The sequence below is a fragment of the Xenorhabdus poinarii G6 genome (assembly GCF_000968175.1).
Lineage (GTDB): Bacteria > Pseudomonadota > Gammaproteobacteria > Enterobacterales > Enterobacteriaceae > Xenorhabdus > Xenorhabdus poinarii.
The window spans coordinates 1,539,968-1,561,080 of the sequence record NZ_FO704551.1; the positions used below are offsets into that span (position 1 = coordinate 1,539,968).

Annotated in this window: 22 protein-coding genes; 12 read left to right on the forward strand and 10 right to left on the reverse strand. The window is 43.9% G+C overall.

Features of this window, described 5'->3' with window-relative positions; translation table 11 throughout:
- Positions 1-336 precede the first annotated feature (336 nt).
- On the forward strand, positions 337-717 hold the full coding sequence (locus XPG1_RS07140) for a Grx4 family monothiol glutaredoxin (protein WP_045958464.1): 381 nt from the start codon (positions 337-339) through the stop codon (positions 715-717).
- A gap of 105 nt (positions 718-822) precedes the next feature.
- On the opposite strand, the gene rnt is transcribed toward XPG1_RS07140, so the two are convergent.
- Positions 823-1,482 (reverse strand): ribonuclease T, encoded by a 660-nt coding sequence (gene rnt / locus XPG1_RS07145; RefSeq protein ID WP_045958465.1) that lies wholly within the window; start codon positions 1,480-1,482, stop codon positions 823-825.
- A gap of 162 nt (positions 1,483-1,644) precedes the next feature.
- On the reverse strand, positions 1,645-2,052 hold the full coding sequence (gene gloA, locus XPG1_RS07150; RefSeq protein ID WP_045958466.1) for a lactoylglutathione lyase: 408 nt from the start codon (positions 2,050-2,052) through the stop codon (positions 1,645-1,647).
- Between the two features lie 270 nt (positions 2,053-2,322).
- On the opposite strand from gloA, the gene XPG1_RS17490 reads away from it, so the two are divergent.
- Both XPG1_RS17490 and slyA read left to right on the forward strand, forming a co-directional pair.
- A complete protein-coding gene (locus tag XPG1_RS17490) occupies positions 2,323-2,547 on the forward strand; it encodes a DUF1289 domain-containing protein (protein ID WP_071825347.1) in 225 nt (74 codons plus the stop codon).
- A 694-nt stretch (positions 2,548-3,241) separates the two neighbouring features.
- Entirely contained in the window at positions 3,242-3,679 is a 438-nt protein-coding gene (slyA, locus tag XPG1_RS07155) for a transcriptional regulator SlyA (protein WP_045958467.1), read from the forward strand.
- 80 nt (positions 3,680-3,759) lie between these two features.
- Here the strand turns inward: slyA and XPG1_RS07160 are convergent, their stop codons facing one another.
- Positions 3,760-4,233, reverse strand: a complete 474-nt coding sequence (locus tag XPG1_RS07160; RefSeq protein ID WP_045958468.1) for an outer membrane lipoprotein — start codon at positions 4,231-4,233, stop codon at positions 3,760-3,762.
- Between the two features lie 337 nt (positions 4,234-4,570).
- On the opposite strand from XPG1_RS07160, the gene anmK reads away from it, so the two are divergent.
- The 4 genes from anmK to pdxY all read left to right on the forward strand — a co-directional run bounded on the left by anmK (position 4,571) and on the right by pdxY (position 8,909).
- Positions 4,571-5,680 (forward strand): anhydro-N-acetylmuramic acid kinase, encoded by a 1,110-nt coding sequence (anmK, locus tag XPG1_RS07165; protein ID WP_045958469.1) that lies wholly within the window; start codon positions 4,571-4,573, stop codon positions 5,678-5,680.
- 32 nt (positions 5,681-5,712) lie between these two features.
- On the forward strand, positions 5,713-6,366 hold the full coding sequence (gene pdxH, locus XPG1_RS07170) for a pyridoxamine 5'-phosphate oxidase (protein WP_045958470.1): 654 nt from the start codon (positions 5,713-5,715) through the stop codon (positions 6,364-6,366).
- A gap of 205 nt (positions 6,367-6,571) precedes the next feature.
- Positions 6,572-7,846 (forward strand): tyrosine--tRNA ligase, encoded by a 1,275-nt coding sequence (gene tyrS / locus XPG1_RS07175; RefSeq protein ID WP_045958471.1) that lies wholly within the window; start codon positions 6,572-6,574, stop codon positions 7,844-7,846.
- A gap of 184 nt (positions 7,847-8,030) precedes the next feature.
- Positions 8,031-8,909, forward strand: coding sequence for a pyridoxal kinase PdxY (gene pdxY, locus XPG1_RS07180; protein WP_045960552.1), 879 nt, complete (start codon positions 8,031-8,033; stop codon positions 8,907-8,909).
- A gap of 212 nt (positions 8,910-9,121) precedes the next feature.
- On the opposite strand, the gene fabI is transcribed toward pdxY, so the two are convergent.
- The 7 genes from fabI to pspF form a co-directional block, all read right to left on the reverse strand.
- A complete protein-coding gene (gene fabI, locus XPG1_RS07185) occupies positions 9,122-9,910 on the reverse strand; it encodes an enoyl-ACP reductase FabI (RefSeq protein WP_045958472.1) in 789 nt (262 codons plus the stop codon).
- A 200-nt stretch (positions 9,911-10,110) separates the two neighbouring features.
- Complete coding sequence (sapF, locus tag XPG1_RS07190) at positions 10,111-10,920, reverse strand: putrescine export ABC transporter ATP-binding protein SapF (RefSeq protein WP_045958473.1); 810 nt, start codon at positions 10,918-10,920, stop codon at positions 10,111-10,113.
- The gene (gene sapD, locus XPG1_RS07195) at positions 10,921-11,913 is read right to left on the reverse strand and encodes a putrescine export ABC transporter ATP-binding protein SapD (protein ID WP_045958474.1); all 993 of its coding nucleotides are present in this window, start codon (positions 11,911-11,913) and stop codon (positions 10,921-10,923) included.
- Positions 11,913-12,800: a putrescine export ABC transporter permease SapC gene (gene sapC, locus XPG1_RS07200; RefSeq protein ID WP_045958475.1), complete on the reverse strand. Its 888-nt coding sequence runs from the start codon at positions 12,798-12,800 to the stop codon at positions 11,913-11,915. Before sapC ends, sapD begins: the two co-directional genes overlap by 1 nt.
- A complete protein-coding gene (gene sapB, locus XPG1_RS07205; protein ID WP_045958476.1) occupies positions 12,787-13,752 on the reverse strand; it encodes a putrescine export ABC transporter permease SapB in 966 nt (321 codons plus the stop codon). Before sapB ends, sapC begins: the two co-directional genes overlap by 14 nt.
- Positions 13,749-15,503, reverse strand: a complete 1,755-nt coding sequence (sapA, locus tag XPG1_RS07210; protein WP_045958477.1) for an ABC transporter substrate-binding protein SapA — start codon at positions 15,501-15,503, stop codon at positions 13,749-13,751. Before sapA ends, sapB begins: the two co-directional genes overlap by 4 nt.
- A gap of 394 nt (positions 15,504-15,897) precedes the next feature.
- Entirely contained in the window at positions 15,898-16,902 is a 1,005-nt protein-coding gene (gene pspF, locus XPG1_RS07215; RefSeq protein ID WP_045958478.1) for a phage shock protein operon transcriptional activator, read from the reverse strand.
- A gap of 218 nt (positions 16,903-17,120) precedes the next feature.
- On the opposite strand from pspF, the gene pspA reads away from it, so the two are divergent.
- The 5 genes from pspA to XPG1_RS07240 all read left to right on the forward strand — a co-directional run bounded on the left by pspA (position 17,121) and on the right by XPG1_RS07240 (position 21,028).
- The gene (pspA, locus tag XPG1_RS07220) at positions 17,121-17,792 is read left to right on the forward strand and encodes a phage shock protein PspA (RefSeq protein ID WP_045958479.1); all 672 of its coding nucleotides are present in this window, start codon (positions 17,121-17,123) and stop codon (positions 17,790-17,792) included.
- Positions 17,793-17,824: 32 nt separating this feature from the next.
- Positions 17,825-18,052 carry an envelope stress response membrane protein PspB gene (gene pspB, locus XPG1_RS07225; RefSeq protein WP_045958480.1) on the forward strand — a complete coding sequence of 76 codons (228 nt, stop codon included), beginning with the start codon at positions 17,825-17,827 and terminating at the stop codon, positions 18,050-18,052.
- Complete coding sequence (gene pspC, locus XPG1_RS07230; protein WP_045958481.1) at positions 18,052-18,414, forward strand: envelope stress response membrane protein PspC; 363 nt, start codon at positions 18,052-18,054, stop codon at positions 18,412-18,414. The genes pspB and pspC overlap by 1 nt, the downstream gene beginning before the upstream one ends.
- A gap of 182 nt (positions 18,415-18,596) precedes the next feature.
- Positions 18,597-19,994 carry a YcjX family GTP-binding protein gene (locus XPG1_RS07235; protein ID WP_045958482.1) on the forward strand — a complete coding sequence of 466 codons (1,398 nt, stop codon included), beginning with the start codon at positions 18,597-18,599 and terminating at the stop codon, positions 19,992-19,994.
- Positions 19,991-21,028, forward strand: coding sequence for a YcjF family protein (locus tag XPG1_RS07240; RefSeq protein ID WP_045958483.1), 1,038 nt, complete (start codon positions 19,991-19,993; stop codon positions 21,026-21,028). Before XPG1_RS07235 ends, XPG1_RS07240 begins: the two co-directional genes overlap by 4 nt.
- Positions 21,029-21,113: the final 85 nt, after the last annotated feature.

The window sequence follows — 21,113 nt, forward strand, 5'->3', positions numbered from 1 at the left end:
TTTTGGCTCAGCAAACCATGACTGATAAACGAGCAATCATGAGCCGGGCAAATTTAGACTTATTATCGTATTTTTATTTGATCATTATCTTAACAACTTTTCGACTAAATAACAGGAGAAAAGATGTCACTACGTGACGAACTGACGCAGAACTGAGCTGTAACATCGATTGAATACAGTCAGTTGGCATGAAAATATCCAAGTCATTTGTCGCAGATCATGGCAAAAATTTGCCGTGTGAAGTTCACGGTAGAAAAATTAGCGTGGAAAATGGTATTCTGAATCAATCTTTATCTGATGCTGATAAATAACGCTTGCAGTTTTAAGGAAGCAAAAATGACAAATATTAATATGAATACTAATACGGTTACTGATACAACAGTTGCGGCAGTCATCGAAAAAATTGAACGCCAGATCAGAGAAAACCCCATTCTACTGTATATGAAAGGTTCTCCTAAACTACCAAGTTGCGGTTTCTCGGCCCAGGCAGTGCAGGTTTTATCTGCTTGTGGTGAGCGTTTTGCTTATGTGGATATCCTGCAAAACCCAGATATCCGTGCTCAATTGCCTAAGTATGCAAATTGGCCGACTTTTCCTCAGCTTTGGATGGATGGTGAATTGGTCGGTGGGTGTGACATTCTTGTTGAAATGTATCAGCGCGGTGAATTACAAACGCTGATCAAAGAGACGGCGGATAAATATCGTGAGCAAGAATAAAAAGCAATCATTCATTTGAATGATGAAAACCTGCCATAGCCCCATCCTTTTTACAGGGATGGGGCTTATTGCTGGTATGACATTAATTGATATGAGATTTGCTTTTTAAGCTTCGCCACTGGCTGGTTCTGTGGAAGGGAGTGGCCACCCGCCTAACCGTTTCCAGCGATTGACGAGTTCGCAGAAAAGTAAAGCTGTTCGATCAGTATCATAAAGGGCACTATGTGCCTGATTGCTGTCAAACGGAATTTCGGCGGTGATGCAGGCTTTGGCTAGGATGGTCTGACCAAGAACCAATCCACTGAGTGCAGCCGTATCAAAAGTCGCGAACGGATGGAATGGATTGCGTTTTAAACTGGCACGTTCAGTCGCCGCCATGACAAAATTATGATCAAAATTAGCATTATGGGCGACCATAATGGCGCGGTGGCAATTCGCACTTTTCATCCCATTACGGATCATTTTGAAAATAGCATGCAAGGCCGTGTATTCACTGACGGCACCCCGCAAAGGATTGGTGGGATCAATGCCAGTGAACGCGAGAGCAGCAGGATCAAGGTTAGCGCCTTCAAAAGGCTCAATATGGAAATGCAGTGTATCAGCAGGGGATAACCAACCTTTATCGTCCATTTTTAACGTAATTGCCGCAATTTCAAGTAAAGCGTCAGTCCGCGCATTAAAACCGGCGGTTTCGACATCAATGACAACGGGATAGTAGCCACGAAAGCGCCCACTTAACATATTTAGATCGTTTTGATTAGCCATCTGATTTTCTTCAGGATTCTGTTTTCATTCTAGAATAGCGGGTATTATGGCAAAATTTGCCATGTCTTGCAGAAGTAATGCGGATAATAAAGGGCAATGATCGATGCCCTTGTGTTTTTGTATGAATAACGTCTGGCTATAATTTGGTCTCTGTTTCCAGCGTTAGTGGCCTAATGCCTGGCTGGCGCTGGCATTTTCGATAAGTTCAATCTTATAGCCATCCGGATCTTCAACGAAAGCAATGACCGTTGTTCCCCCTTTAACCGGCCCTGCTTCGCGGATGACATTGCCTCCGGCAAGTCTGATTCGTTCACACGTCGCTGCAACATCATCAACGCCTAAAGCGATATGCCCGAATGCCGTGCCCATTTCGTAGTTTTCAACGCCCCAATTGTAGGTGAGTTCAATTACTGCGCCTTGACTTTCATCGCTATACCCAACAAACGCAAGGGAATACTTATACTCTGGATTTTCACTGGTGCGAAGTAGACGCATACCCATTATTTGCGTATAAAAATCGATCGAACGCTGCATGTTGCCAACACGGATCATCGTATGGAGTAAACGCATGATTACCTCTTGATCTTTATCGTTTGATGGAGACGCATCGCTTTCATTGAAAAGCGTTGCTCACATCTCTGCCTATGTCGGTTAACTATAACGTGTATAGATAAAATAATTCAAATTGCCCGTTTATTGATTAAATGCTGCCAGTGTTGTTATTTGGTTAATTGATGTTATTATTTTGTTTTGAAATTTAATGAGGTAGGTTTATACTGGTTAACAAAATAAATAGTTTCATATAGAAATAATAGGGCAATCTGAGGGCAGGAGGATGAGATGGCTGAACAATTAGAACTCTTTGCTATTCCAAATCCTTGTCGGGGAATTTGTGAATCGGATCCCCGTGGTTTTTGCCGAGGATGTTATCGCAGCAGGGAAGAGCGGTTTACGTGGATGACATTATCCAACAGTGAAAAAAGAAAAATATTGCGCTTATGTCATCTGAGATACCTAAGAATGTTGAGAGAAAACGGTATTGATAGAAATATTATTTCAAAATAAACCGGTCTATTTTAATTTTATGCTGAATTGATCAAAAAGACGCCGATTATATGAATTCCATTTGAGAGTGGTCGTAAAAGCAAAAAATATGACCAATAACAGATGGTGCATCATTTGTTTTTTTATCTCTTTTATTTGGCATAGGTCATATTAAGATGTTGTTTCAATGAGCTGGTGGAATGATTCCAGTAAAAATTTCTTATCAAACAATAAGTGATTGAACAATAAAGAAACTGTTTTGTTATCTTATTGTTTTTTATATTATTTATTCTAATATTATCAATTTTTGTAAGAGAAAAATGATATTAATGTAAAAATATATAGATTAGTGTTTGGATGGCGGTTATTCTTAGAGAACTTTCACCGTGTGAATATGTATATATTTTGAGAGCTTGTGCTTTTTTGTTGATATTTTAACTTACAATAGTTTAGTTTTGTGATTATTTTATACGGTTTATCTCTTGGGTGGATTAATGCGCAATTTTATTCGATGCGCCGTACAACTTCGCTCTTTAGAGCAACGAAGATGCCAACATTGAGTAATAAGCCAACGCGACACTAATTAGGTTATTAGTGAGATTTCTGACTTTACTAATGTAAGCATGGTATAAGGCGCGTATCCATTATTCATATGAATAAACTGATTGAATAATTCATTGATGTTATATGAGTCTCTAATTATAAGGAGGGGTAATTGGAATTGACATTGGGATCCGATTTGGCACGTTTAGTCCGTGTCTGGCGCGCTTTAATTGATCATCGTTTGAAACCGTTGAAATTAACTCAGACACATTGGGTGACTCTATACAATATTAGTCAGCTACCACCAGAGCAATCACAGATACAGCTAGCGAAAGCGATTGGTATTGAACAACCTTCTTTGGTGAGAACGCTTGATCAATTAGAAGAAAAGAAACTGATTACACGTCATACATGTGCTAATGATCGACGCGCAAAAAGAATCAAATTAACCGGAGAATCGGAGACGTTTATCAAAGAAGTGGATAGTGTTATTGATTTAACAAGGAAAGAAATTTTGGAAGGAATTACTCATGATGAGTTAATTTTGCTTGCTTCCGTAATAAAGAAAATTGAAAAAAATATTAACCAATTACATAAACAAGTCATATAAAAATTAGGCGATAAAAAAATCGCGGCCCAGATGTTGGGACTGGTCAGCCGCGATTTTTATCTTGGTATTATTTGCGTATCTTAGATTGGTGAAACAGTGAGAGACTCTCCACTGTTTGCAATCTTGATGCGTTGTCCTCTGCTGAAGACAGTGTTGTCCAATTTTTGGACTACAACGATGTTTTTTCCACTGTCCGTACGAATACTTAATTCAATCCCTTTCGCCTGGTCCATCGCCCCTTCGATTTTTTGACCCGTCAAACCACCGGCAATCGCACCCGCAGCTGTGGCGAGTTTTTGACCCGATCCGCCACCAACCGTATTCCCTAATAGCCCACCTAAAACAGCCCCGCCAATGAGACCCAGGACATTCGGGTCCCCGGCTTGTCTGCCTTTAATCGTGATGGGACGTACAGAGATAATGGTGCCATAGGTGACATCCTGAGCCTGTTTGGCCTGGTCAATAGAATAAGTATCACTAGAAAGTGCACCCATATCCGCACAACCGGACAAAGTGGTCACTACAACTGCACCAACCAGGAAACGTTTAAACATAGTTACTCCTAATTTTAAGACCTGATAGGGAACTTGATAATAAACCTATCATCAAGCATTCAGCTACTATTGTTAGCAGCGAATACGATTTATTGTTAACAGCAGAACTGATAACTTTGCCAGCCACTAATGATACCTATCCACCTATAAAATAAATGCTCATAATGAATGCTGAAAAAAATAATTCCTGAACAAAAGTTTAGCATGTTTTGTGAAGAGCTTTCCAAAACTCAGATTTTGTCACTGATAATAATCATTACACATATCGGGTTCGAATAAATGTGTTTTATAGTTCATGTTTGATTAAATGTAATCCATTATTAATAGAGGAATGTTTATGCATTCAGGACGTTATATTGGTGTGATGTCGGGCACCAGCATGGATGGGGTTGATGTTGTGTTGGCAGAGATTAGAGATAAAACAGTGACTCAACAACTGAGTTACTGTCATCCCTTCCCACAAGAGCTTAAGCAAAAATTGCTTTCTATATGTCAAGGTCAACAGACAACGTTATCCATAGTCGGGCGACTTGACCATGAACTTGGCACGCTTTTTGCGGAGGCTGTTCAGGGATTGTTGAATAAAGCTGCGTTGACAGCCAGTGCGATTACAGCAATCGGATGTCATGGGCAGACGGTATGGCATGAGCCGGACGGTGAGAAACCGTTTACGATGCAAATCGGTGATAATAATCGTGTAGCGGCATTGACTGATATTACAACAGTGGGTGATTTTAGACGGCGTGACATGGCTTATGGTGGTCAGGGTGCGCCTTTGGTGCCGGCATTCCATATGGCGGTATTGGGGCATCCGACGGAAAGGCGCATTATTTTAAACATGGGTGGAATCGCAAATATCTCGGCGCTTCTGCCTGATTCAGCCGTTAAAGGGTATGACACCGGTCCGGGGAATATGCTGATGGATGCCTGGACATGGCGGCATAAGCAGTTACCTTACGACAAAGATGCACGCTGGGCCAGTCAAGGGACTGTCAACGAATCTTTACTCCAAAAAATGCTTTCTGATCCCTATTTCGCACGTACTGCACCGAAGAGTACAGGACGTGAATACTTTAATATGGCATGGTTGGAAAAACAGTTAGCTGAATTTTCTGACATTGCTCCTGTGGATGTTCAAGCAACACTGGCTGAACTCACGGCAGCGAGCATTGCTCAGCAAGTTATCCTCAGTGGCGGATGTGATCGGCTGCTGGTATGTGGTGGTGGAGCCAGGAACCCATTGGTGATGCATCGGCTATCCGCTTTATTACTGGGAACTGAAGTCGCGCCGACGGATAAATATGGTTTGAGTGGTGATGATATGGAAGCGTTGGCATTTGCTTGGTTGGCATTCCGCACAATGTCCGGGTTGTCGGGTAATTTACCCTCCGTAACCGGTGCGGATAGAGAAACGATTTTAGGGGCAATTTATCCGATTGTCAGATAATGGATTACACATTAGGAAATTGAGGGTGAGAAATGTCAGAAAATAATGAAACAACTATTGCTGAACTTCGTCGCGAATATGTGCGTGGCGGGTTGAGGCGAAAAGATCTTACTGAAGAACCCATTGCGCTGTTTGAACGTTGGTTAAAACAGGTTTGTGAAGCGAAACTCAGCGATCCAACCGCAATGTGTATTGCGACAGTCGATGAGCACGGGCAACCTTATCAGCGCATTGTTTTGTTAAAACATTTTGATACCCATAATTTGGTATTTTATACCAATCTTGGCAGTCGTAAGGCAAAACATCTGGCTCAGAATAACCGGATTAGTCTCCATTTCCCGTGGTATCAGTTAGAACGGCAAGTCAGCTTTCTTGGTAAAGCTGAACGCCTGTCTCCGCTTGAGGTTATGAAGTATTTTCATAGTCGCCCAAGAGATAGCCAAATTGCGGCCTGGGCTTCTCAACAATCTTCAAAGATTTCTGCCAGAAGTATTTTGGAGGGGAAATTTTTGGAATTGAAACAGAAGTTTCAGAATGGTGAGATTCCTCTTCCGAGTTTCTGGGGCGGGTTCAAGGTCGAATTTGATTCAGTCGAATTCTGGCAGGGTGGGGCTAATCGTCTTCATGATCGCTTTTTGTATCGGCGCGAAGGGGATAAATGGCATGTTGACCGATTGGCGCCTTAATAATAAAGCTGTGATTTGTAAGGTAATAGGGAGATTCCCATTTTTAACACTAGCACTTATATGACGGGCGTTTTATGCTATAGCACTTGATTTATAACGAGATACTTATCCCCCCTGATGGATGTCAAATTGTAGCGTATTCCACAAAGGTGCAATTTTGTACAGGGGGTTGATAGGTGAAGAATACAAACCGATGGAGACATTAATGTCTAGCAATAACCTGATTAAACAACTGCAAGAGCGGGGCCTTGTTGCCCAGGTAACGTATGAAGCGGCGTTAGTGGAGAGGCTGGCGCAAGGTCCGATCTCTCTCTATTGCGGCTTTGATCCTACCGCTGACAGCTTGCATTTGGGCCATCTGGTTCCTTTGCTGTGTTTAAAACGATTTCAACTTGCTGGGCATAAACCGATTGCATTGGTTGGTGGCGCGACGGGTTTGATTGGCGATCCTAGTTTTAAAGCGACTGAACGCAAATTAAACACAGAAGAAACTGTCAAAGAGTGGGTTGAGAAGATCCGCAACCAGGTTTCTCCCTTCCTGAGTTTTGCAGGTGAAAATGGTGCAGAATTAGCCAATAACTACGAGTGGTTTGGTAAAATGGATGTGCTGACTTTCCTGCGTGATATCGGTAAGCACTTTTCTGTCAACCAGATGATTAATAAAGAAGCCGTAAAACAGCGTCTTAACCGTGATGATGTGGGTATTTCGTATACAGAGTTTTCTTACAACCTGTTGCAGTCATATGATTTTGCAAACCTGAATGGCACATACGGTGTTGAATTGCAGATTGGGGGTTCAGACCAATGGGGCAATATTACGTCAGGTATTGATTTGACTCGTCGTTTGCATCAGAAACAAGTGTTTGGCATGACAGTACCTTTGATCACTAAATCCGATGGCACTAAATTTGGTAAAACAGAAGGCGGTGCCGTTTGGTTGGATCCGAAGAAAACCAGCCCGTACAAATTTTATCAATTCTGGATTAATACCGCAGATGCCGATGTTTACCGTTTCCTGAAATTCTTCACTTTCATGAGCATTGAAGACATTAATGCGTTGGAAGAAGAAGATAAAACTAGCGGTAAAGCGCCACGTGCTCAATATGTTTTGGCCGAACAAGTGACTGGGATGGTGCATGGCGAAGCTGGTTTAGCGGCGGCGAAGCGTATCACTGACAGCTTATTCTCTGGCGCGATTGCTGATTTGACCGAAGATGATTTTGCCCAATTAGCCCAAGATGGTATGCCAGCCATTGAACTTGAAAAAGAAGCTGATTTACAACAAGCCCTGGTGACGGCGGGATTCGTTCCTTCCCGTGGGCAGGCGCGTACAATGATCAGTTCTAATGCAGTGTCCATCAATGGTGAAAAACAGTCCGAACCTATGTATGTATTTACAGAGCGTGATCGCCTGTTTGGGCTTTATAGTTTATTACGCCGTGGTAAGAAGCACTATTGCCTAATCAACTGGAAGTCTTGAATTAATTTTATTATAAAGGGCAACGATAATGTTGCCCTTTATGTATCTGACATTTTTGTCAATATCATTTATACCTATCGCACTTTAAGATGGATCTATTTTCCCGCGCGTGGCGAGAGGAAATAAAGCATACGATGTTGATTGGGTATATTCATCAATGAAGAAGAATAAATTAGGTTTTATCATGAACAATGTTCTTTCAATTCAGTCTCATGTTGTCTTTGGTCATGCTGGAAATAGTGCGGCTGTTTTTCCAATGCGCCGGATGGGAGTAAATGTATGGGCATTAAATACCGTTCAATTCTCAAATCATACACAATATCCTCAATGGCGTGGTTGTGTTATGCCACCTGAACACTTGGCTGACATTGTGCAGGGAATTGGTGAAATAAATAAATTGGCATCCTGTCATGCCGTTCTGAGTGGTTATATTGGTTCCGCAGAACAAGGAAATTATATCCTTAATATTGTGGAGCAGGTTAAAAAAGCCAATCCTGACGCATGGTATTTCTGTGATCCCGTGATGGGACATCCAGAAAAAGGATGCATCGTTGCGCCAGGTGTTGCGGAATTCTTCTGTGAGAAAGTCTTACCTGTCAGTGATATTATTTCACCAAATCTATTGGAACTTGAAACACTGACTATGCGGAAAATTGGCAGTGTGGAACACGCGATATCCGCGGCGCGTGAATTATGTGAAAAAGGCCCTGACATTGTATTAGTTAAGCACTTAAGTCGCGCAGGTTATCAGAAAAATAGTTTTGAAATGCTTTTGGTAACGAAAGAACATAGTTGGCATGTCAGTCGCCCGTTAATTGATACAGGAGCACGTCAGCCGGTTGGGGTGGGTGACTTAACAAGTGGGTTATTCCTCGTCAATTTATTGAAAAATCCATCTTTAACAGATGAAGCATTGCAGGCCGCTTTAGAGCATGTCTCAGCTGCCGTTTACGAAGTGATGTTAGAAACACAAAAGAGTGAAGAATATGAGCTACAGATAGTTGCCGCGCAAGATAAAATGGTGACTCCAGAGCATCAGTTTCATGCGGTGAAAATAGACTGACATAAGACATTATCGGCGAAAAATAGGCTTCCGGTCATGTTGACCCAGAGCAATATAGTGTATTACTGGAAGCAAGCACAAAGTGAGACAGGGAGAATATGAATGTAGCCGATATCACACGCAAAACAAGAAGTAGAAGAGAGAGTGGATAGGAAAGAGACGGCCTCATTCTTATTTTATGAATGAGACCATCTGCAAAAATTAACGATTTGTTACTTTAACTCTAATTCATTCATGGCAGCAATGCTGAAACCACCGTCAACATGCAAAATCTCACCGGTCACACCACCCGCCAGATCTGAACATAAGAAAGCAGCCGCATTACCGACATCTTCTGTTGTTACCGTGCGGCGAATAGGGGTAACTGCTTCACAGTGAGCCAGCATTTTACGGAAGTCTTTGATACCAGAGGCCGCCAGAGTGCGGATCGGGCCGGCAGAGATGCCATTAACACGAATACCTTCTACACCCATTGCATTTGCCATATAACGCACATTCGCTTCCAGAGAGGCTTTCGCCAGCCCCATGACGTTATAGTTAGGAATTGCACGCTCGGCACCTAGATAACTTAAAGTGAGGAGGGCTGAACCAGGATTCAGCATTTCACGGCAGGCTTTCGCCATGGCGACGAAACTGTATGCGCTGATGTCATGTGCAATTTTGAAGCCTTCCCGGGTGACGGCATTAACATAGTCACCATCAAGTTGGTCAGCTGGTGCAAAACCGATAGAGTGAACAAAACCATCGAATTTAGGCCAGACTTTACCGAGTTCAACGAACAAGGCGTCGATACTTTCATCTTCTGCTACGTCACAGGGCAGAACGATAGTTGAATTCAGTGATGCAGCGAATTCTTCGACACGAGGTTTCAGTTTGTCATTTTGGTAGGTAAAAGCCAGCTCTGCACCTTGATCGTGCATTGCCTTGGCAATTCCATAAGCGATAGACAGTTTGCTGGCGACGCCAGTAATGAGAATGCGCTTGCCGGTCATGAAACCCATAGCAGTATCCTTATTGTTCTTTGTGATCAAAATTATCTTTGTGATCAAACACCAAAAGTCATGGGAAAAATAATCAATATCCCCCCATGACCGCGGTATTTATTGTGAATAAACGGGGATGATTCTATCACGCCGGAGAGAAATGTGGTGAGTTTCCCATTCTGTTCCGATCAGTGATTAAAAGATATCCAATAAAAATATTAGGTGATATCTTGACGCCATGCTTCAGCAGACAACGCTTCACCAAAATGGCTGGCTATCAATTTACGTGTAATCTCATGCAGTGGAGACGCCAGAACCTCAGCGGTATTGCCACGTTCAACAACTTCACCTTGATGCATGACCAGTATTTGATCACTGATATGTTTCATCATACCGAGGTGTTGTGTCACATAGATATATGAAATTCCGTGTGTTTCCTGTAACTCGAGCATCAAATTGATTATCTGAGAGCGCATTGACATATCAAGAGAAGCCAATGCTTCGTCGGCAATAATGATTTGTGGCTGCAATATTAGGGCTCGTGCCAAAGCCACCCGCTGTTTTTGTCCTGATGCGAGCATATGTGGATAATAATTAGCATGATCTGGCAGTAAACCCACTTGACGTAAGGTCTGGTTGATGCGTTTTTCTCGTTCAGAGGGAGACAAGGCCGTATTCAGGATCAGTGGCATATCCAGAATCTGACCAACCCGCTGACGAGGATTGAGTGAAGTACTGGAATCCTGAAAAATCATTCGGATGCGTTGGCTGCGATAACTGTAATCGCCGTAAGATAGTGGATGGCTGTTAATCAGGATCTCACCTGAAGTCGGTTCAATCACGCCTGACAACATTCTCGCTAATGTGGATTTACCGGAACCATTTGCCCCAATAATGGCCAGTGTTTTTTTCGGTTGCAGGGTGAAACTCACCGGTTTTACCGCGTCAAGCTGATGACGGCGAAATAGCCCGGTATGATAGCGAAATGTTTTGGTCAAATTTCTGACGACCAATAATGTGTCAACCACTTACGATTCCTCAATATTCAACGGAAAATGGCAAGCGAATGCATGATTCTTGAGCACCCGCAACCGTGGCGTTTCGATACAGGTTTTTTGTGCGTAAGGGCAACGTGGCCCCAGGCGGCAACCTACCGGTAAATGTTCCAGTGAGGGAATAACGCCGGGCAGCGTATTTAGCCGACTTTTATGTGGCAGTGGGCTGCCAAAATCAGGAATTGCACGTATCAAAGCCTGAGTATAGGGATGATGAGGTTTCACCAGCAACTCATCCGGTGTGGCATTTTCCACGGTTTGGCCGCAATACAGGACATTGATGCGTTTAGCCAGCTTACTCATCATTTGCAGGTCATGGCTGATTAGCAGAATAGTCATGTTGTTATTCTGATTCAGACTCGATAGCAAACGAAATATCTGAGCTTGCGTCGTCGGCTCCATTGCATTGGTGGGTTCATCGGCAATCAGCAGCCGTGGCTGGTTGGCCAGGGCAATGGCAATCATCACTTTTTGGCACTCACCTTCCGTTAATTCATCAGGATAACTGTGCATAATGTCATCGTGATCTTTAATGCCAACGCGGTGCAATAGCTCAATTGCCCGACGTTTTCGCCAATGGAATCGTTGCCACCAACGGCCTTTATAGGTCCATCCAGGAATAGATTGAATAATCTGTTTACCAATGTTTTCCGATGGGTCAAGACATGACTGTGGCTCCTGAAAGATCATGGAAATATTGTGACCGATGACCTTACGGCGCTGACGTGGCGTCAGGCGTAATAAATCAATATCGTTAAAACGGAAACGATCCGCAGTGACGTTAAGATTATCTTTTGTGACGCCACAAATCGCTTTGGCAATTAAACTCTTTCCCGATCCTGATTCGCCCGCCAAACCCAGGATTTCACCTTCTATCAGTGAAATACTCATTCGGTCAACGGCCTTGACCGGGCCGGCTGCCGTCATAAATTCAATCGTCAGGTTTCGAATATCGATTAATGGCATTACTCAACTCCTGCTTTAATCGCGCGCTGTAGGCCGTCACCCAGTAAGTTGACTAGCAAGACACTCAACATAATTGCTATCCCGGGTAACATCACAATCCAGGGTGCTGAATAAAGTTGTTCCAATGAATTGGACATCATCGCGCCCCATTCGGGAGAGGGGAGTTGTGCACCAAGATTGAGAAACCCCAACGCTGCAATATCGAGAATAGCAATGGAGAGAGCACGGGTTAATTCGCTGACGATCGCTGCGGTGATATTGGGAAAAATGGCATAGCGCAAAATATGGTAGTTTGGTGCCCCGTCCAGGCGTGCTGCGATCGTGTATTCTTTATCCAGTTCGTCATGCACAGCGCTATAAACAGTGCGTATGATCCTTGGCAGCAATGCCAGTGAAACCGCAATCATGGCATGATTCAGGCTGGCTCCAACGAAAGCAACGACAATCATAGCCAATAACAAGGAAGGGATCGCCAGTAAAGTATCAAAAATATGGTTGAGAACCGCTGATTTCAAACCACGCGTGATGCCGGCAAAGCCACCGATGATTAACCCGATAATCGCTGCCGCCGCAGTGACAACCAACGCCCCGCCAAATGTGTAAGATGTGCCAATCAATAGACGGCTGAAAATATCACGTCCGAGATCGTCAGTCCCAAGGAAATAGGAGACGTCGCCCAAATTCGACCATGAAGGTGGCATAAGCTGCTTATCAAATTGATAATCAAGCGCATAGGGAGCAAGATATCTGCCCACTAAACTCAGCGTAATTAAAATTAATACCCCATAAAAACCCGTCATTGCCAATACATCGGCATAGAAAAATCGCCCGATCACTTTCAATGGTGATGGCATTTTTTTCTCACGGTAAACATTATCTAAAGGCATACCATTCCTTATGCTTCAGGGGATTCGCTATCGCCCCGATAATATCTGTCAGCATATTAATTGAAATAACCAGCATACCTATCACCAGCGTTCCGGCTGAGATTGCGGAATAATCTTGCTGGCGGATCGCATTAATCAGCCACGGCCCTAAACCTGGCCAATCAAAAACGTACTCCGTCACCATGGCTAACGTCAGCATGGTGGAAAACTGTAACCCTAATTTAGGAATGATAGGAGGTAAAGCATTATGTAATAGGTGACGGCGAATAATCGTGAGTCGGGATAAACCACGGGTTGCGGCGGATTTAATATAGTTTGCACTTAAGACTTCTTCAGCACTGTTGCGCATCAAGCGGATCACTTCTGTCGTCGGGGCAATCGCCAGCGTGATGACGGGCAGTATCATATGCAAAATAACGTTAATGATCATTTCATTGCGATAAGGCCCATTTGACTGCCAGGCATCAATCAGGGCGAAACCGGTCGCCTGTTTCATGGGATAGAGCAGATAAAATTGCCCTGAAACAGGTAACCAGTTCAGATTAAGAGAAAAAAGCAGCGTTAGCAGCAGAGCCAGCCAGAAAACCGGGATGGAGAAACCACATAGGGCAAATGTGCTGATAATGATATCTGCCTTCTTATTACGCCAAACAGCAGCAATAATGCCGAGAGGAATGCCAATTAATAACGCCATGGAAAAAGAGAGGATACAAAGCTCCATCGTCACCGGCAGGACAGCGTACAGTTGCTTAATGATCGGTTCTCCATTAATACTGGAAACACCCAAATCCCATTGGAACAAGCGAGAGAGATAACGCCCATATTCGCCTAACAGTGAGATGACATTCAGGGAATGGTGAGAGGTGAAATGCGTAAGGCTGAAACTGATCAGCGAAAGAAAAAATAACGTCACCATCAGAAGCAATAAACGGCGCAGGATATAAATAATCATCTTCTTCCCTTGTTATGTTCATCAGGGACGATAGCAGGCGGTATACGGTAAACCTTGTCGAAGGCACCGGCGTCGAAGGGGCTGAATATCAACCCTTTAATGTCATTGCGAAAACTCTGTAAACGCATTGAATAGGCCAGTGGCAATATGGGTAATTGTTGAGCGAGGATCGCCTGAGCAAGCTGATAATTTTCCATGCGTGAGTCAATGGATTGATTGAGTAAGGCTTGATGAAGGGCATCATCAAAAATTGAATTACACCAATTGCTTAGATTCGTTTTAGCGGCAATCGCAGCACAGCTCAGCAGTGGCCGGAAAAAACTATCGGGATCATTGCTATCAGCAGACCAACCAGCCAGCGCCAGATCATAATCCTTATTCTTCAGCAAATTTCGCTGGAAACCACCTTCCACAGGGCGAATGGCGACTTCAATACCCACTTTTGCTAAATCTGCCTGAATAAACTCGGCCATTTTCAAAGGACGTGGATTATAAGCTTGTGAAGCCGTAGGAACCCATAATGTTAATGCCAGTTCACTTATCCCCAGTTGGCTTAACATATGGCGGGATTTTTTGGGGTTGTATTCGGTGATCTCAACACGTTTATCATGCGCCCATGAGATATGAGGCAAAATAGAACTCGCTGTTTCCGCCATGTCATTGTAGATGGATTTCATCAGACGTTGGTTATTGATGGCATAAGCAATAGCCTGACGGACTGCTAACTTATCTAATGGGGGTTTACGGGTATTAAAGGCCAGATAGGCGATATTCATGCCTGGTAGTGATTCCTGGCTCAGATTGGGGTCATCATGTACGATTTTCAACTGGTGAGCGTCGGGATAAGCCAAAACATCGCATTCACCGGTTAATAATTTTGAGATCCTACCTGTTCCGCCAGTACCAATATCGATAACGACCTGTTCCAGATGGGGACGGCCTTCCCAGTATTTATCATGACGAACAAGGCGGATAAATTGCCCCATCTTATAATCTTTCAGTTTGAAAGGGCCTGTCCCGACAGGTTGCCAATCTATCTGCTGTTGTCGATGTATCTGCTGCAATTTTTGAGCATATTCTTCAGACAATATCGGTGCATGGCGTGTTGCCAGATGCCAGAGAAAAGAGGCATTAGGTGCATTCAGGCGGAATTCAACAGTATATTCATTGATTTTCCGAATATCTTTCACTGAATCGCCAAATTGTAAGCTATTAAAATAGGGGTAATTATCATGGACAGAATAGCTATCATGAACAGCATGATAATCATATGTTGTACGAAAGAGCCGACGGAAGCTGAAAACAACATCATCGGCATTCATCGTGCGGGTGGGCGTAAACCAATCGGTTGATTGGAAAGCCACATCATGGCGCAGGTAAAAACGATAGGTTGTTCCGTTATCCAGGATCGCCCATTTAGCCGCCAGTTCAGGCACCAAATGATAGGTCTGGGGATCAACGCCAAGCAGGCGATTATAAATCTGTGCCGCTAGCGTATTTACCGTTAAACCACTGATTGCTCTTTGTGGATTAAATGTATCCACATTGCCATTAACACAGTAAATAAAACCACTCTGGTGTATCGCGGCCGGAATATGAGACAAACTTGCCGATAGGTTGTCCAGCTTCGGTTCTGAAATCGTTTTAAGGGGTTCTGGTATGGGCTCCGCGCTAGCTTCTGGGATAGCATTCTGAGCTGCCAGAGCCGGAGCGGAAATCAACAATATAATCCAGTAAATCAAATAGCGCATATAAAACGTCAGTCATAATAAAAGAGTTTGGGTATTGTAACTTAATTAACGCTTTTTGCTCAAAAACAACGGTTAGATCACGATAATGAGAAGGGTTCTCAATAAAATGCTTTACAAACGTAACTGATAAGTATTATCATTCTCATCGTGCTTTCGGGGAGGCATCCTTGTAGGATCAACTATGCCATCTTGGAAAAGGCACGACATTGCTCACATTGCTTCCAGTATTTTTATAGCCGGCTCGGGTGCCGGCTACTTTTTTTTATCCTGTCTACTTACCCTGTCTATTCTGAATGAATGATCTTTGACTCACTGTGATTCGGGGCACTCTTTTGCACGTTTTGCCCATTGCAGATCGTAACCTATTGATGAATCCAGTCAGAAAATCTTTGGTTTAATCGTCATTATGGATGTTGAGATGGTGTTTTTTGATGAGTCCGCGTAATTGATGGTAAGTGAGGTGAAGTTTATCCGCCGCTCTTTTCTGATTGAATTGGCTTTCCGTCAACGCCTGGGCAATTAAATGCTTTTCGCTGTCATGTTGCCACTGCCTTAAATCAAGTGGTAATTCAGGAAGAGAACTCTCGGGTATTCCTTTATCCGTCGGTAAGGGGACAGATTGTTGTGATGATAAAAAGGGATTGATAACAATCGTATTTAATTCATTTTCATTATTACCCTGTCGATAAATGGAACGTTCTATGACGTTCTTGAGTTCACGAACATTGCCGGGCCAGTGGTAGGCAAGTAACTGTTGTCTGGCTTCAGCAGTAAATCCGGGAAAAAAGGGCAAATTCAATTCACGGCACATTTGAATCGCAAAATGTTGTGCCAGTAACATAATATCTTGTTGTCGTTGGCGCAATGGCGGAATATTGACAACATCGAATGCGAGCCTGTCGAGTAAATCAGCTCTGAATTTTCCACCGGCAGCCATAGCAGGCAAATCTTCGTTGGTGGCACAGATCAAACGAACATCGACCTGTAATGGCTGGATACCACCGACACGCTCTAAATGACCATACTCAATCACCCGCAGTAATTTCTCTTGGACTTGCATGGGAGCCGTGGCGAGCTCATCAAGAAACAGGGTTCCGCCATCAGCGCGCTCAAAGCGTCCTTGATGCTTTGCGTGGGCACCGGTGAACGCTCCGGCTTCATGACCAAAGAGTTCTGAATCAAGTAAATTTTCATTGAGTGTTGAACAATTCAGAGAAATAAACGGGTTCTGCCAACGTGGGGAAAGATAATGTAAACGATGGGCAATTAACTCTTTGCCTGTTCCGCGTTCGCCCAGAACTAAAACCGGTTTATTTAATTTTGCCACTGCGGAAACCTGTTCCAACATGTCGATAAAACAGTTTGCTTCACCTAATAGGTTGTCAATAAACTCAGGCATGATATTTTTCACCAAAAGTTGGTCAATTTAACTAAAATAGCTTATTGCAGTAAAAAAGCAAAGAGAAAATTATTTGATTAATTTCAATGAGATAAGAAAAATATAAAAGTTGGCATGTATCTTGTAATTCATTCAATGTCTTACTGTGTATCTTGTTATTTGTGTTAACAATAGACAGACATAACATACAAACATTCTAATGAAAGAGGTTGATCACTATGGGTATTTTCTCGCGCTTTGCTGATATCGTGAATGCGAATATTTCTTCCCTGCTGGATAGAGCAGAAGATCCACAGAAAATGATCCGGCTGATGATTCAGGAAATGGAAGACACGCTGGTGGAAATTCGGTCTACGTCTGCCCGAGCATTGGCCGAAAAAAAACAGCTTTTGCGCCGTATCAGCATGGGCGAAAACCAAATCGATAACTGGCAAGAAAAGGCCGAATTGGCATTGAGTAAGGATAAAGAAGATTTAGCGCGCGCGGCGTTGATTGAAAAACAAAAAGTCAGTAGCTTAGTTGAAACATTAACACACGAATTGTCTATTCTGGATGAAACGCTGGAACGCATCAAAGGCGAAGTGACTGAGCTGGAAAAGAAATTGATAGAAGCACGCGCGAGACAACAGTCATTGACGCTGCGCCACCAGGCTGCGGTATCTTCGCGCGAAGTCCGTCGTCATTTGGATAGTGGTAAAATCGATGAGGCGATGGCGCGTTTTGAACAGTTTGAACGCCGGATAGACCATATGGAAGCTGAGGCAGAGGTTGTTGGGCTGGGTAAACAGAAATCACTCGACCAGCAATTTGCGGAATTGAAAGCAGATGATGAAATCAGTGCGCAACTTGCGGCCTTGAAAGCTAAAATGACCATCAAAGATTCACAATGATAACTTATATCATGCATAACTAAGGAAAGAGAATGGGCTATATATTTCTTGGTATCCCTCTGATCATTTTTGTGCTTTTTGTCTTACCCATCTGGTTGTGGCTGCATTACAGCAACCAGAATAACCGTCGTGGTCAGTTAGGGGACAATGAAATTCAGCGTTTGGAACAACTGACGGAAAACGCCAGGCGTATGCAAGAAAGGATCAAAACGCTAGAAGATATTCTTGATGCAGAGCATCCAAATTGGAGGCAATCATAATGTCAACGCCATACCGGCAAAAACTTTACCGTCTGCCAGAACAGGGGATGGTCAAAGGGGTGTGTGCAGGGCTGGCAGATTATTTGAACGTGCCTGTCCCACTGATTCGTATTATCACGGTGTTATCGCTATTCTTCGGGTTATTTGGCATAACGGTATTGGCCTATATTATCTTGACCTTTGTCATCGATCCTGCCCCTGCGGGCTATCTGACTCAGGAAAAGAGCCAAGCGCCATCCGCACGAAAAATGTTGGACGCAGTGGATGATCAATTGAAAGCAGGCGAAGTACGTTTGCGTCAAATGGAACGTTATATTACGTCTGAAACTTATCATGTGCGTAGCCGCTTCCGCCAGCTTTGAGAGGTGGATACTCGACGATGAACAAAAATACCGTGAATCATTGAATTTTGAATAATTATTGAGTCATAAATTTAGCCCATGGCAGTAAGGCCAAAATGAAAAATGTTATGCTCAACATAAAACTCAACTCATTCTGACCGGTCAGATGAAACAGATTCACGGTATTCCTATTTAGGAGAAACATGAAACGGTTGCAAAATGAACTGACGGCACTTGTTCATCGCGGAATGGATCGCCATTTACGACTGGCGGTCACAGGATTAAGTCGCAGTGGAAAAACCGCATTTATTACTTCCCTGGTCAATCAACTTCTTCATGTACATAGTGGCGCCAGATTACCTTTGTTTTCGGCTGTACGTGATGGTCGACTGCTTGGTGTGAAACGAGTACCACAGCGAGATTTTGGCATCCCCCGTTTTGCCTATGATGAAAATATCGCCGCATTCTATGACACACCACCGCACTGGCCGATACCCACTCGTGGTGTCAGTGAAATTCGCTTAGCTTTGCGCTATCGTTCCGACGATTCTCTGTTTCGTTACCTCAAGGAAACGTCCACCCTTTATTTAGAAATTGTCGACTATCCGGGGGAATGGCTATTGGATTTACCCATGCTGGAACAAAATTATCTGGCGTGGTCGCGGCAGATGCAAGGATTGCTGAAAGGGGAAAGAGGGCATTGGGCTAAGCCGTGGTTAGCATTATGCGAACAATGTGATCCATTGGCTCCGGCTGATGAGAATTTACTGGCCAAAATTGCACAGTCTTATACAGATTACCTGCATCATTGCAAACACCAGGGCTTGCATTTTATCCAACCCGGCCGTTTTGTCCTGCCGGGAGATTTAGCTGGTGCGCCAGCGCTGCAATTTTTCCCGTGGCCGGATATCGACAACATCGGGGAATTGCAATTAGCCAAGGCAGGCAAACATACCAACATCGGGATGTTGCGTGAGCGTTTTGCTTATTACTGTGAGCATATTGTTAAAGGGTTTTATAAGACGCATTTTCTCCGTTTTGATCGGCAAATTGTTCTGGTGGATTGTTTACAACCTTTGAATAGTGGCCCGCAGGTTTTCAATGATATGCGACTCGCATTGACCCAACTTATGCAGAGTTTCCATTATGGTAAGCGCACGCTGTTTCGTCGTTTATTCTCGCCGTGCATTGATAAATTAATGTTTGCTGCCAGTAAAGCGGATCATATTACCGCCGATCAGCATGCCAATTTTGTTTCTCTGTTACAGCAATTGGTACAGGAAGCCTGGCAAAATGCAGCATTTGAAGGGATTAGCATGGATTGTGCCGGGCTGGCATCGGTTCAGGCAACAGAGAGCGGTATTGTGGTGCACGAGGGGGAAAAAATTCCGGCTATTAAAGGTCATCGCTTGTCAGATGATAAGTTATTGACATTTTTTCCGGGCGAGGTACCGCAACGTTTACCAAATCATGAATTTTGGCAAAAACAAGGGTTTAATTTTGAATCCTTCCGGCCAAGACAGATCAGCGCCGATACCGCATTGCCCCATATTCGCATGGATAGCGTGATGGAATTTTTATTGGGAGATAAATTAGCATGACCGACCCCTTGAAACCGAGAATTGATTTTGACGATGGTGTACCAACATCATCAGCGCCGTCACTGAAATCAAAAAAAGAATTCACTGAGCAGGAAAGCGAATTCTACCCGATGATGCCAGAGCTGGAAGCTGAGGATCAGGAGGGAGAATTTGAAGGTGCCGTGAATGCCGCGCTGAAACCGAAACGCAGTTTTTGGCGGAAAATGGTTTCTAGTGCGGTACTGTTATTGGGGATCAGTGTCGTTGCCCAATGTGTTCAGTGGATATATCAGGCATGGCAGCAGCATGACTGGATTGCGCTGGGAATTGCCACCGCTGGGAGCCTGATGATTGTTGCCGGAATCGGCAGTGTGGTAGGAGAGTGGCGACATCTTTACCACTTACGGCAGCGTACAGAAGAGCGGGATACGGCAAAAAAGCTCTTGCAAAGCCATGGCATTGGCAAAGGGCGCCAATTTTGTGAAAAGTTGGCAGAGCAGGCCGGAATTGGGCAACAACATCCGGCATTACAGCGTTGGCAGGCTGCGGTGCATGAAACCCATAATGATCGTGAAATAATCATGTTATACAGTCAATTAGTGCAGCCGATCCTGGATGCTCAGGCCAAGAAAGAGATCAGCCGCTCTGCGGCGGAATCGGCGCTGATGATTGCTGTCAGCCCATTGGCGATTGTGGACATGGCTTTTATTGCCTGGCGGAATATTCGGCTTATTAATCGAATTGCGGCGCTTTATGGGATTCAGCTGGGTTATTTCAGTCGTATTCGTCTGTTTCGGTTAGTCTTGCTGAATATGGCCTTTGCTGGTGCATCGGAATTAGTCAGAGAAGTGGGGATGGATTGGTTGTCACAAGACATTGCGGCTCGTCTTTCTGCCCGCGCCGCACAAGGGATTGGGGCGGGTTTGCTGACCGCCCGTTTGGGTATCAAAGCCATGGAATTGTGCCGCCCTTTACCGTGGCTCGAGGGTGATAAACCCAAGCTAGGGGATTTCCGGCATCAGTTGCTGACTCGGTTTAAAAGTGCTTCCCTCTAGTCACTTTTTATCGTTGATGATACGGATCTTACGAAAAAGTCTGTGATTCATTGATGTTCTTTTGGTTAGTTGGAATAAAGTGAAA

What these genes read in the sequence shown, in the direction of transcription:
- XPG1_RS07140 (WP_045958464.1), top strand. Translation starts at nt 337, where the DNA reads ATGACAAATATTAATATGAATACTAATACGGTTACTGATACAACAGTT.
- rnt (WP_045958465.1), bottom strand. Translation starts at nt 1,482, where the DNA reads ATGGCTAATCAAAACGATCTAAATATGTTAAGTGGGCGCTTTCGTGGC.
- gloA (WP_045958466.1), bottom strand. Translation starts at nt 2,052, where the DNA reads ATGCGTTTACTCCATACGATGATCCGTGTTGGCAACATGCAGCGTTCG.
- XPG1_RS17490 (WP_071825347.1), top strand. Translation starts at nt 2,323, where the DNA reads ATGGCTGAACAATTAGAACTCTTTGCTATTCCAAATCCTTGTCGGGGA.
- XPG1_RS07160 (WP_045958468.1), bottom strand. Translation starts at nt 4,233, where the DNA reads ATGTTTAAACGTTTCCTGGTTGGTGCAGTTGTAGTGACCACTTTGTCC.
- anmK (WP_045958469.1), top strand. Translation starts at nt 4,571, where the DNA reads ATGCATTCAGGACGTTATATTGGTGTGATGTCGGGCACCAGCATGGAT.
- pdxH (WP_045958470.1), top strand. Translation starts at nt 5,713, where the DNA reads ATGTCAGAAAATAATGAAACAACTATTGCTGAACTTCGTCGCGAATAT.
- tyrS (WP_045958471.1), top strand. Translation starts at nt 6,572, where the DNA reads ATGTCTAGCAATAACCTGATTAAACAACTGCAAGAGCGGGGCCTTGTT.
- pdxY (WP_045960552.1), top strand. Translation starts at nt 8,031, where the DNA reads ATGAACAATGTTCTTTCAATTCAGTCTCATGTTGTCTTTGGTCATGCT.
- fabI (WP_045958472.1), bottom strand. Translation starts at nt 9,910, where the DNA reads ATGGGTTTCATGACCGGCAAGCGCATTCTCATTACTGGCGTCGCCAGC.
- sapD (WP_045958474.1), bottom strand. Translation starts at nt 11,913, where the DNA reads ATGCCATTAATCGATATTCGAAACCTGACGATTGAATTTATGACGGCA.
- sapC (WP_045958475.1), bottom strand. Translation starts at nt 12,800, where the DNA reads ATGCCTTTAGATAATGTTTACCGTGAGAAAAAAATGCCATCACCATTG.
- sapB (WP_045958476.1), bottom strand. Translation starts at nt 13,752, where the DNA reads ATGATTATTTATATCCTGCGCCGTTTATTGCTTCTGATGGTGACGTTA.
- sapA (WP_045958477.1), bottom strand. Translation starts at nt 15,503, where the DNA reads ATGCGCTATTTGATTTACTGGATTATATTGTTGATTTCCGCTCCGGCT.
- pspF (WP_045958478.1), bottom strand. Translation starts at nt 16,902, where the DNA reads ATGCCTGAGTTTATTGACAACCTATTAGGTGAAGCAAACTGTTTTATC.
- pspA (WP_045958479.1), top strand. Translation starts at nt 17,121, where the DNA reads ATGGGTATTTTCTCGCGCTTTGCTGATATCGTGAATGCGAATATTTCT.
- pspB (WP_045958480.1), top strand. Translation starts at nt 17,825, where the DNA reads ATGGGCTATATATTTCTTGGTATCCCTCTGATCATTTTTGTGCTTTTT.
- pspC (WP_045958481.1), top strand. Translation starts at nt 18,052, where the DNA reads ATGTCAACGCCATACCGGCAAAAACTTTACCGTCTGCCAGAACAGGGG.
- XPG1_RS07235 (WP_045958482.1), top strand. Translation starts at nt 18,597, where the DNA reads ATGAAACGGTTGCAAAATGAACTGACGGCACTTGTTCATCGCGGAATG.
- XPG1_RS07240 (WP_045958483.1), top strand. Translation starts at nt 19,991, where the DNA reads ATGACCGACCCCTTGAAACCGAGAATTGATTTTGACGATGGTGTACCA.